Below are 10,342 nucleotides of genomic sequence, written 5' to 3'. Positions count from 1 at the left end.
CCTCGTGCGACTGCCGTGCCGCCGGCCACCACGGCGACGATGATCCCGCCCCGGACCCGCTGATTAAGAGTCAGCTGCTCTAACCAACTGAGCTAGCGGCGCGTGCTGACGGAGAGAACATTACCTGGTCAGCGCCGGAAACACACAATCGGCCCGGTCGGGGCCAGAACGTATGCTGAACCGGGCCGTCCGCTTCCTGCCGAGAGGAACCATCCGTGGGCCAGCTGTCGCTGCTCTTCCTGGTGCTGCTCGCCTCCGTGGTGACGATGCCGCTGGCGCGCAAGACCCGGATTCCGCAACCGGTGCTGATGACGCTGGTGGGCCTGGTGTTCGCGCTGATCCCGCAGATCCCGAACGTGGAGGTCGACCCGGAGTTCATCCTGCCGCTGGTGCTGCCGCCGCTGATCTTCGCGGTGGCGCGGCGCTCCTCGGTGCGGTACTTCAAGGCCAACGTCCGGTCGATCCTGCTGCTGGCCGTCGCGCTGGTGATCGTCACCACCACGGCGGTCGCGGGCACCTTCTCGTGGCTGGTGCCGGGAGTGCCGATCGCGGCGGCGGTCGCGCTGGGCGCGCTGGTCTCGCCGCCGGACCCGGTGGCGGCCGTCGCGGTGGCGGGCGAGGTCGGGCTGCCGCGCCGGCTGACCGCGGTGCTGGAGAGCGAGGGCCTGTTCAACGACGTCACCGCGATCGTGGTGTATTCGCTGGCGGTCGAGGCGGTGGTCGGCGGCGACCTCTCGGCCGGGCACGCGGTGCTGCGGTTCCTGCTGTCGGCGGTGGTCGCGGTGGCGGTCGGCGTCGGCCTGGGCTGGGCGAACGCCAAGCTCGCGGGGCGGCTGGACGACCCGACGCTGCAGGTGGCGCTGAACCTGCTGGTGCCGTTCGCCGCGTACGTGCTGGCCGAGGAGGCGCACGGTTCGGGCGTGCTGGCCGTGGTGGTGTGCGCGCTGTACCTGGCCGACCGGGCGTCCGACGCCGACGACGTGTCGTTCCGGCTGGTCGGCAACGCGTTCTGGGAGATCGTCGAGACGCTGATCACCGGCGTCGCGTTCGGCCTGATCGGCCTGGAGCTGTCCACCGTCCTGCGGGACGTCAAGGACACCTGGCACACCATGATCGGCGACACCGCGATCGTGATCGCCGTGGTGGTGCTGGTCCGGCTGCTGTGGCTGCTGCCCGCGGCCTGGCTGTCCAAGCGGCTCAGCAAGGGCGACGAGGACACCCCGATCAGCTGGCGGGAGACCGTCGTGCTGTGGTGGTCCGGCATGCGCGGCGTCGCCACCGTCGCGCTGGCGCTGGCCATTCCGCTCACCCTGCACAGCGGCGCGGACTTCCCCGCGCGCAGCGAGATCGTCTTCATCGCGTTCAGCGTCGTGCTGTTCACCCTGGTGGTGCAGGGCCTGACGCTGCCCTACGTGGTGAAGCTGCTCGGCCTGGACAGCGGCCACGACGCCCACGAGCAGGCCGTCCGCGACCTGTGGTGGCGGGCCGCCAAGGCCGGGCTGCACCGGCTGGCCGAGCTGGAGGAGGCCGACCAGCTGCCGCCGGAGATCACCGAGCGCCTGCGCGAACGCCAGCACGACCGGCTGGCCCGGCTCTGCCCCGACCGCTACGAGGCGGAGGAGGCGGCGGAGGCCAAGCGCCGCGGCAAGACGTGGCGGCAGGCGTTCGCGGTCGAGCAGGAGATGATCGCCGCGTCCCGCCGCGAGGTGCTGATCGCGCGCGGCGAGAGCGGCGCCGACCCCGAGATCGCGGACCAGGTGCTGCGGACGCTCGACCTCCAGTCGGCCAGGAAGTGACGGTCCGTCGACCAGCGGCCGGATGTCCGGACGGGGCGGCCGGCAGGGAATAGGGTTGGCCCGGGCAAGGCTGGCGATGGTGCCGGCTCGTGCACCGTACCCGCCGGCCCCGGCGAGACCCTCCCGCCGGAACCAGCCGGTCTCTGCACCCGCATACGCAAGGAGCAACCGATGTCGGACACCCCCGCCAACGGCCGGACCCCGTTGGACCGCACTCCGCAGTGGGCCGCGCTGGGGAAGCACCGCGCCGAGCTCGGCGACCAGCACCTGCGCGAGCTGTTCGCCGCCGACCCCGACCGGGGCACCCGCTACACCCTCCAGGTCGGCGACCTGTTCGTCGACTACTCGAAGAACCTGGTCACCGACCGCACCCTGGACCTGCTGCGGGAGCTCGCCGCCGCCACCGGCGTCGCCGAGCTGCGCGACGCGATGTTCCGCGGCGAGAAGATCAACACCACCGAGGGCCGCGCCGTCCTGCACACCGCGCTGCGCGCCCCGCGCGAGGCCGTGATCGAGGTCGACGGGGAGAACGTCGTCCCGGCCGTGCACGCCGTGCTCGACAAGATGGCCGACTTCTCCGAGCGGGTGCGCTCCGGCGCCTGGAGGGGCCACACCGGCAAGCGGATCCGCAACGTCGTCAACATCGGCATCGGCGGCTCCGACCTCGGCCCCGCGATGGCCTACGAGGTGCTGCGCTCCTACACCGACCGCGGCCTGACGGTCCGCTTCGTCTCCAACGTGGACGGCGCCGACCTGCACGAGGCGGTGCGCGACCTGGACGCCGCCGAGACGCTGTTCATCGTCGCCTCGAAGACCTTCACCACCATCGAGACCGTCACCAACGCGGTCGCCGCCCGCAGCTGGCTGCTGGAGCAGCTCGGCGCCGGCGAGGAGGCCGTCGCCAAGCACTTCGTGGCGCTGTCCACCAACGCGCAGGGCGTCGCCGACTTCGGCATCGACACCGCCAACATGTTCGAGTTCTGGGACTGGGTGGGCGGCCGCTACTCGTACGACTCGGCGATCGGCCTGTCGCTGATGATCGCGATCGGCTCGGAGCGCTTCCAGGAGATGCTGGCCGGCTTCCGCCTGGTCGACGAGCACTTCCGCACCGCGCCCGCCGAGCGGAACGTCCCGCTGCTGCTCGGCCTGCTCGGGGTCTGGTACGGCGCGTTCTTCGACGCCCAGGCGCACGCCGTGCTGCCGTACTCGCACTACCTGTCGAAGTTCACCGCGTACCTCCAGCAGCTCGACATGGAGTCCAACGGCAAGTCGGTGGACCGCGACGGCCGCCCCGTCGACTGGCAGACCGGCCCCGTGGTCTGGGGCACCCCCGGTACCAACGGCCAGCACGCGTACTACCAGCTGCTGCACCAGGGCACCAAGGTCATCCCCGCCGACTTCCTCGGCTTCGCCCGCCCCGTCGACGACCTGGGGGCCGGCCTGGTCGCCCAGCACGACCTGCTGATGGCCAACTTCTTCGCGCAGACCCAGGCGCTGGCGTTCGGCAAGACCGCCGAGGAGGTCGCGGCCGAGGGCGTGCCCGCCGAGCTCGTCCCGCACAAGACCTTCCGCGGTAACCACCCGACCACCACCATCCTGGCCGACGAGCTCACCCCGTACGTGCTCGGCCAGCTGATCGCCCTCTACGAGCACAAGGTGTTCGTCCAGGGCGCGGTGTGGAACATCGACTCCTTCGACCAGTGGGGCGTCGAGCTCGGCAAGGTCCTCGCCAAGAAGATCGAGCCGGTGCTGCTGACCGGCGAGGGCGGCGAGGCGCTGGACGGCTCCACCGCCGCCCTGGTCGCCCGCTACCGGGAGCTGCGCGGCCGCGAGTAGTCCGACCTGCGCGAGGGCCCCCGGGGGAGCGTTCCCCCGGGGGCCCTCGTCGTGCCCGGGGTCAGCCGATCCGGGCCAGCAGCGAGTCCGCGTGCGCCGAGATGAGCGCGCGGGCCGCCTCCGGGTCGGGGACGGCCAGGGCCTCGGCGAGCGCCAGGTGCTCGGCGTGGTCCTCCTCCGCGTGCTCCGGCGTCGCGGTGGCGGCGGCGGAGATGCGTATCTGACGGTCCCACAGGGTCTCGTACAGGGAGGTCAGGACGGGGTTGTCGGCCGCCCGCAGCAGCGTCAGGTGGAAGTGCCGGCCGGCCTCCACCGGGTGCGGGTCGCGGTGCTCGCAGGCCGCGCGCAGTTCCGCGGCGGCGGCCGTCAGCGCGGCCGGGCCGCGTTCGGCGAGCGCGTCCACCGCGGCGCGTTCGAACAGCACCCGGGCGGCCAGCACGTTGCGGGCCTCGCCCGGCGCGATCGGGACGACCTGCGCGCCGCGCTTCGGGTACAGCCGCAGGAAACCCTCCGACTGCAAACGCAGGAACGCCTCCCGGACCGGGGTGCGGGACAGGCCCAGGTCGATCGCGACCACGCCCTCGGAGAGCAGCGTGCCGCCCGGCCAGGTGCCGTCCAGCAGCCGGTTGCGGACATGGTGGTAGGCCCGTTCGGCGGTGGACCCGGGGTGCGCGGCGGGGCTGGGCTGGGCGTCGGTCACCCCGCCATTCTGCCACGGCGTCCCGTCTTGCATCCATGCTTGCATCTATGATGGCGGCATGCCTCCGAACGCCCCCCGAACCGCCCTGTTCGTGACCTGCCTGGGCGACACCCTCTTCCCCGACACCGGCCGCGCCGCCGTCACCCTGCTGCGCCGACTCGGCGTCGAGGTCGACTTCCCGCCCGGCCAGAGCTGCTGCGGGCAGATGCACTTCAACACCGGCTACCGGCGCGAGACCGCCAAGCTGGCCCGGCACTTCGTGGACACCTTCGGCGGCTACGACGAGATCGTGGTGCCCTCCGCGTCCTGCGCCGGCATGCCCGCCGAGGCCTACCCGCTGGCTGCCGCCGGCGACCCCGGGCTGGCCCGCGCCGTCGCCGAACTCGCGCCGCGCGTCGTCGAGTTGACGCAGTACCTGACCGACCGGCTGGGCGTCGAGGAGGTCGGCGCGTACTTCCCGCACCGGGTCACCTACCACCCGACCTGCCACAGCCTGCGCGCCACCCGGCTCGGCGACCGGCCCCACCGGCTGCTGCGCGCCGTCCGTGGCATCGACCTGGTCGACCTGCCCGCCCAGGACGAGTGCTGCGGCTTCGGCGGCACCTTCTCGGTGAAGAACCCGGCCGTCTCCGGCGCGATGAACGGCGACAAGGCCCGGCACGTGCGGGAGACCGGGGCGACCGTGCTGGCCGCCGTCGACAACTCCTGCCTGATGAACATCGGCGGCCGGCTCACCAGGGACGGCCACCCGGTGCGCACCGTGCACCTGGTGGAGATCCTGGCCCGGACCGAACAGGACGGGCCGCTGCCCGGCGTCCCCGTGGTGGAGAGTGCGCGATGACAAGGTCGTTCCTGGGCTGGCCCGCCTTCCCCGAAGCCGCCGAACGCGAAGTCGGCAACCGGCAGTTGAGGGAGAACGTGCGGCGCGCCACGCACACCATCCGCGGCAAGCGGGCGGTGCTGGCCGCCGAACGCCCCGACTGGGAGGCGCTGCGCGACAGCGCCGCCGCGATCAAGGACCGGGTGCTGGGCAACCTGGAGGAGTACCTGCTCCAGGTCGAGGAGAAGGTCACTGCGGCCGGCGGCACCGTCCACTGGGCGCGGGACGCCGCCGAGGCCAACCGGATCGTCACCGACCTGGTCCGGGCCACCGGCGAGAGCGAGATCGTCAAGGTCAAGTCGATGCTCACCGAGGAGATCGGACTCGACGCCGCCCTCGAAGCCGCCGGGATCAACGCCCGCGAGACCGACCTCGCCGCCACCATCGTCCAACTCGGCGACGACCTGCCCTCGCACGTCGTGGTGCCCGCGCTGCACCGCAACCGCAGCGAGATCCGCGACATCTTCGTCCGCGAGATGGGACGGCACGGCCGGCCCGCGCCCGAAGGCCTCACCGACGACCCCGCCGAACTCGCCGAAGCGGCCCGGCTGCACCTGCGGGAGAAGTTCCTCGGCGCCAAGGTCGCCGTCTCCGGCGCCAACTTCCTGGTCGCCGAGACCGGCACCCTGGTCGTCGTCGAATCCGAGGGCAACGGGCGGATGTGCCTCACCCTTGCCGACACCCTGATCTCCGTCGTCGGCATCGAGAAGACCGTCCCGAGCTGGCAGGACCTCGAAGTCTTCCTGCAACTGCTCGCCCGCAACGCCACCGGCGAACGGATGGCCCCCTACACCAGCACCTGGACCGGCACCACCGACGGCGACGGCCCGCAGACCTTCCACCTCGTCCTGGTCGACAACGGCCGCACCCGCGCGCTCGCCGACCCGGTCGGCCGGCAGGCCCTGCGCTGCATCCGCTGCGGCGCCTGCATGAACATCTGCCCCGTGTACGAGCGCACCGGCGGCCACGCCTACGGCTCCGTCTACCCCGGGCCGATCGGCGCCATCCTCAACCCGCTGCTCAAGGGCCTCGACGACGCGCAGACCGCGTCGCTGCCCTACGCCTCCACGCTGTGCGGGGCCTGCAACGAGGTCTGCCCGGTGCGGATCCGCTTCACCGACGTGCTGCTCGACCTGCGCGCCCAGGTCGCCGACGGCGGACACCACCCCGTCGAACGCGCCGCGCTCGGCGCCGTCGGCAGCGTCATGGCGCACCAGGCCGCCTGGAAGGCCGCCGTGAAGACCACCGGCGTCGTCGGCCCGCTGCTGCTGCCCCGCCGGATCAGCCTGCCCGGCCCGCTCGGCGGCTGGACCGACAGCCGTGCCCTGCCCGACATCCCCCGGGAATCCTTCCGCGGCTGGTGGAAGCGGACCGAAGGAGCTGCCCGATGACCGACGCCCGCACCGAGATCCTCCGCCGGATCCGCGCCGCCGCCGTCCCGCCGGCGCCCGAACCGCCCCGCCGCTACCTGCGGCACGCCCCCGGCCTCGACGAGGCCGACCGGCCCGCCGTCCTCGCGCTGTTCACCCGGCGGCTGGAGGAGTACGGGGCCACCGTGCTGCGCGCCGAACAGGCCGGCCCCGCCGTGGCGCAGGCGCTGGCGGGCGCGCGCAGCGTGGTGCTGCCCGCCGGACTGCCGGACGGATGGGCCGCCCACTGGAACGGGGAACCGCTCGCCGACACGCTGCCGCTGACCAACGCCCAACTCGACGCCGCCGACGCCGTCCTGACGAGCTGTGCCGCCGCCGTCGCCGACTCCGGCACCCTGATCCTCGATGGCGGAGCGGGCCAGGGCCGGCGCGCCGCCACCCTGCTGCCCGACCTGCACGTCTGCGTGGTCCGCGGCGACCAGGTGCACTCCGCGCTGTCCGGCGCGCTCGCCGCAGTCGACCCGACCCGGCCGCTCACCTTCGTCAGCGGGCCGTCCGCCACCGCCGACATCGAGATGATCCGGGTCAAGGGCGTCCACGGGCCACGCCGACTCGTGGTGGTCCTGCTGCCCTGATCAGCCTTCCGGGGTCGGCGCCACCGAGGCCGTCGGCCCCGCCGGACGCGGCTGCGGGCCGTGCTGGGCCGTGTACACCAGCCCGAACCCGAGTCCGGCCGTCAGCGTCACCGCCCCCGTCCACGCGAGAACCCGCCGCAGCCGCCGCTGGAGCTCCTCGCGCCGATGGGCGCGCAACGCGGCCGCCTCGGCCTCGGCGAGCTCGGCGTCGAGCCAGGCGGCCCAGTCGGAATGCAGGTCGTCGGACGCCATGACCGGGACATTAGCAGCCCTTTACGCGCGTCCGGCCGAGCCTCGGGCCATGCCCGGGAACGCCACCAGGAGCGCGAACCCGAACTCGCCGGACTCGACCATGGCTGGCCGGTGAGTCGTCTCATCAACCCTCGGGCGCTCTTCGACACATGGAACAGATATCAATGGCCGCGAGTCGATGGTCCAGAGCGGTGACCTGACCGGGAAGTGCGCGGAGCCGTATCGGTCCGGACAGGTTATGCCGGACCGGCGTGGCGCCGCGTGATGGCGATGTCTGCCACTGCCAGGATGGCGATCACGATCACCAGCGCCCAGAGAGTCTCGCCGTGAACGTTGCCGAACGGGATGTAGGCGGCGAGGCCGGCCGGTGCCATGCCTCGGTAATGCGCGACCGCTTTCGTTGCATTCCGAGGGAGCGGCACGGGCAGCGAAGCAATCCTCCAGCCGGACTGCGATTCCGGTTCTTGCCCGCCATGGGGCTGCTCGTCGAACCAGGACGGGGTGCTGTTCATGAGGTCGTGTCCTCATCTCTGGGCGTGACTGAACGGTGCGGTGAGCTGCAGTTCCTTGGCCAACGAGCCGTACGCCCGCCGTGGTGAAGAAGTGGAGTGCAGAGTGCGGTCAGGCTGCCGGATACCGGTCGGGTGTCACGATCGCCACCCAAGCCTGCGCGGCAGCGTCTTTGGTGCTGAGCAGAGTGCGACGGAATGGGTGGATCGGCAGATCGCGCTGATCCGGCCGAAGCTGACGCCAGGCGGCATCCGTCACCGCAAGGACGAGTTCGGCTCGACCTTCGGCAACGGCAAGCCGGAGTTCCGGAGCATCCAGCAGCCGGAAAGCATGGCTGATGTCCCTACCGACATAGCCCTTCTCGTCCTGAACCGTTACCCCTGTGTGCAGTACGGCTCGCAGTTGGATCTGTTCGGGGTGCACGGCCACGGCATTGTGGTCGTGAAGAGCTGCCGCCAGCGACGGCACAACGGTGCCGAGAACGTCGCCAAGTTCGACGCCAGCCTCGAGGAGGCTCATAATTCCGTCCCCGCGGTCGAGCATCTCGTAAGCCGACGGTTGAACATCAGCTGCCCGGAGCCCGGCAGCCAGCGCGCTGTACAGGACACGTCGCATCGCCAGGCAGGAACCATCGGTGCGATCGGGCCGAGTGAAACCCACGATGTCCAAGCCCAGGAAAGTCTTGAGCGCGGGCATCTGCATACAGATACTCTAACGTATGGTCAGATCTACTGGAAGAGTGGGAAAAATACCGCTCGGACCTCAGCGGTCGCCCGCCGCCGCCTGAAGGCGGGGGAGATCGACGACGGCGATCTGGCCGCGACTGGTGGTGATCGCGCCCTGCTTGCGCAGTAGGTGTAGAGCCTTGGTCGCGGCCTCGCGGGAGGCTCCGACCATCGCTGCCAACTCGTTCTGGGTAATGGGCAGAGTGATCGACGGTGTGTCCGGGCTGTCCGATGGCCTGCCCAACTGATCTGCCAGAAGCACGAGTTGTGTTGCGATCCGTTGGCTGACGTTCTGCGATGCCGCTTCAAGTCGGGCCTGATCCGACTGGCGGAGCCGCGCCATCAGGATCCGTACCAACGTCCGTAGAACCTCCGGGTGTGCATCCAGGAAGCCGTTGAGCTGGCCGGCGGCGATCATGGTTGCGGTGACTGAAGTCTTCGCGACCACCGACGCGGACCGGGGTTGGCCGTCCAACGCGGCCATCTCGCCCACGATGTCGGGCCCCTCTCGGAGGCCGAGGATGACCTCGTGGCCGGTCTCTGCGGCGATCGCCACCTTGACGATGCCCTCGTGGAGCAGGACAGCGTGTGACGATGGCTCGTGCTCGCGCAGGATCATGTCTCCAGGAGCGAATCGGACCTGGATGCCAAGGTCTTGAAGGGCGGCCGCGTGTTCGCTGGCCAAGGCCTCCCACAGATCGCTTTTGCCAGCCATGACCGCTTCCTCGGGTAGTTCGCGCGATTCGTACAACGTAGACCACGGCCCGCGTCGACCACGGCGCCTTGGAAGGTTGCCGGGGTGATAATCGGGCTCGTTGTTGTCTCTGCACCGAAACGCCGAAGGCCCCCCGCTTCCGCGAGGGGCCTTCGACCGTCTGTGCGCCGCCAGGGACTCGAACCCCGGACCCGCTGATTAAGAGTCAGCTGCTCTAACCAACTGAGCTAGCGGCGCTTGCTGACGTGGAAGACTTTAGCAGCGGCCCGGGCCGGAGCCCAAATCCGTTTCCGGCCGGGACGCCGCCCGCCGGGCACCGCGGGTTCAGCGGGCGTTCGGCAGCAGGTCGCCGGAGTCGTGCGGGGCGCGGGCGCGGGCCGCGCGGACACAGGCCCACAGGACCACGGCGGCGCCCGGCAGCCACGGCTCGCGGGTGTCGGGGGCGACGATCCAGCGGCCCCCGGCGGTGTCGGTGGCATCCATGGCGCGCTGCACCGGGGGGACGGTCACCGCGTCGCCGGCGCCGTGGCAGAGCAGCGGCGGGACGTCCCGGGCCCACTCCTCCCAGGCCAGCAGGGTGCGCAGCCGGGCCGCCGTGCCGGGCTGCACGAACAGCAGGGTGCGGCCGCGGTAGGCGGCGACCGGGCCGCAGCCCGGGCCGGAGGCCCACAGCTCGTCGAGCACCCGGCGGCCGAACACCGCCGGCATGCTGATCACGTCGAAGACCCGGCCGCACGGGAGGACGGCGGGCGCCCACGGGCGGGCCTCCCACAGCGCGCGCATGCTGCTCGGGTACTCGCTGGCGGAGGCCAGCCACGCTTCCCCGGCGACGCTGACGTACTCGACGGATTGATAGGTCCAGATGTCCACCCGCCCAGCGTGGACCCGGCGCGCCCGGGGCGGCGGCGAAAACCGCGTTCACC

Annotated in this window: 11 protein-coding genes and 1 tRNA gene; 5 read left to right on the top strand and 7 right to left on the bottom strand. The window is 71.5% G+C overall.

From position 1 onward, the window contains the following. The first annotated feature begins 215 nt into the window (after nucleotides 1-215). Together ACWEMJ_RS20910 and pgi are read left to right on the top strand one after the other, a co-directional pair. Nucleotides 216-1,796: a Na+/H+ antiporter gene (locus ACWEMJ_RS20910; RefSeq protein ID WP_452138577.1), complete on the top strand. Its 1,581-nt coding sequence runs from the start codon at nucleotides 216-218 to the stop codon at nucleotides 1,794-1,796. A 171-nt stretch (nucleotides 1,797-1,967) separates the two neighbouring features. Beyond that, the gene (gene pgi / locus ACWEMJ_RS20905) at nucleotides 1,968-3,632 is read left to right on the top strand and encodes a glucose-6-phosphate isomerase (protein ID WP_452138576.1); all 1,665 of its coding nucleotides are present in this window, start codon (nucleotides 1,968-1,970) and stop codon (nucleotides 3,630-3,632) included. A 61-nt stretch (nucleotides 3,633-3,693) separates the two neighbouring features. On the opposite strand, the gene ACWEMJ_RS20900 is transcribed toward pgi, so the two are convergent. Then, nucleotides 3,694-4,332, bottom strand: a complete 639-nt coding sequence (locus ACWEMJ_RS20900; RefSeq protein WP_452138575.1) for a GntR family transcriptional regulator — start codon at nucleotides 4,330-4,332, stop codon at nucleotides 3,694-3,696. 58 nt (nucleotides 4,333-4,390) lie between these two features. Here ACWEMJ_RS20900 and ACWEMJ_RS20895 point away from each other — a divergent pair, with 58 nt between their 5' ends. From ACWEMJ_RS20895 to ACWEMJ_RS20885, 3 genes are read left to right on the top strand one after another with little or no spacing between them, the layout of a single operon-like run. Further along, nucleotides 4,391-5,173, top strand: coding sequence for a (Fe-S)-binding protein (locus tag ACWEMJ_RS20895; RefSeq protein WP_452138574.1), 783 nt, complete (start codon nucleotides 4,391-4,393; stop codon nucleotides 5,171-5,173). Next, the gene (locus tag ACWEMJ_RS20890) at nucleotides 5,170-6,603 is read left to right on the top strand and encodes a LutB/LldF family L-lactate oxidation iron-sulfur protein (protein ID WP_452138573.1); all 1,434 of its coding nucleotides are present in this window, start codon (nucleotides 5,170-5,172) and stop codon (nucleotides 6,601-6,603) included. Before ACWEMJ_RS20895 ends, ACWEMJ_RS20890 begins: the two co-directional genes overlap by 4 nt. After that, on the top strand, nucleotides 6,600-7,217 hold the full coding sequence (locus tag ACWEMJ_RS20885; protein WP_452138572.1) for a LutC/YkgG family protein: 618 nt from the start codon (nucleotides 6,600-6,602) through the stop codon (nucleotides 7,215-7,217). Before ACWEMJ_RS20890 ends, ACWEMJ_RS20885 begins: the two co-directional genes overlap by 4 nt. Here the strand turns inward: ACWEMJ_RS20885 and ACWEMJ_RS20880 are convergent, their stop codons facing one another. The 6 genes from ACWEMJ_RS20880 to ACWEMJ_RS20855 all read right to left on the bottom strand — a co-directional run bounded on the left by ACWEMJ_RS20880 (nucleotide 7,218) and on the right by ACWEMJ_RS20855 (nucleotide 10,289). After that, nucleotides 7,218-7,469: a hypothetical protein gene (locus ACWEMJ_RS20880; protein WP_452138571.1), complete on the bottom strand. Its 252-nt coding sequence runs from the start codon at nucleotides 7,467-7,469 to the stop codon at nucleotides 7,218-7,220. A gap of 236 nt (nucleotides 7,470-7,705) precedes the next feature. Continuing rightward, a complete protein-coding gene (locus tag ACWEMJ_RS20875) occupies nucleotides 7,706-7,981 on the bottom strand; it encodes a hypothetical protein (protein WP_452138570.1) in 276 nt (91 codons plus the stop codon). Nucleotides 7,982-8,090: 109 nt separating this feature from the next. Further along, nucleotides 8,091-8,681: a hypothetical protein gene (locus ACWEMJ_RS20870; protein ID WP_452138569.1), complete on the bottom strand. Its 591-nt coding sequence runs from the start codon at nucleotides 8,679-8,681 to the stop codon at nucleotides 8,091-8,093. A gap of 60 nt (nucleotides 8,682-8,741) precedes the next feature. Beyond that, the gene (locus tag ACWEMJ_RS20865) at nucleotides 8,742-9,419 is read right to left on the bottom strand and encodes a Crp/Fnr family transcriptional regulator (protein WP_452138568.1); all 678 of its coding nucleotides are present in this window, start codon (nucleotides 9,417-9,419) and stop codon (nucleotides 8,742-8,744) included. A gap of 163 nt (nucleotides 9,420-9,582) precedes the next feature. Beyond that, a tRNA-Lys gene (locus ACWEMJ_RS20860) sits at nucleotides 9,583-9,656 on the bottom strand. An 87-nt stretch (nucleotides 9,657-9,743) separates the two neighbouring features. Beyond that, nucleotides 9,744-10,289, bottom strand: a complete 546-nt coding sequence (locus tag ACWEMJ_RS20855; protein ID WP_452138567.1) for a bifunctional DNA primase/polymerase — start codon at nucleotides 10,287-10,289, stop codon at nucleotides 9,744-9,746. Nucleotides 10,290-10,342 lie beyond the last annotated feature (53 nt).

Source organism: Kitasatospora sp. NPDC004531, assembly GCF_053602195.1.
The sequence above is the reverse complement of the archived record's forward strand: the minus strand, read 5'-3'. Positions and strand labels throughout refer to the sequence as shown.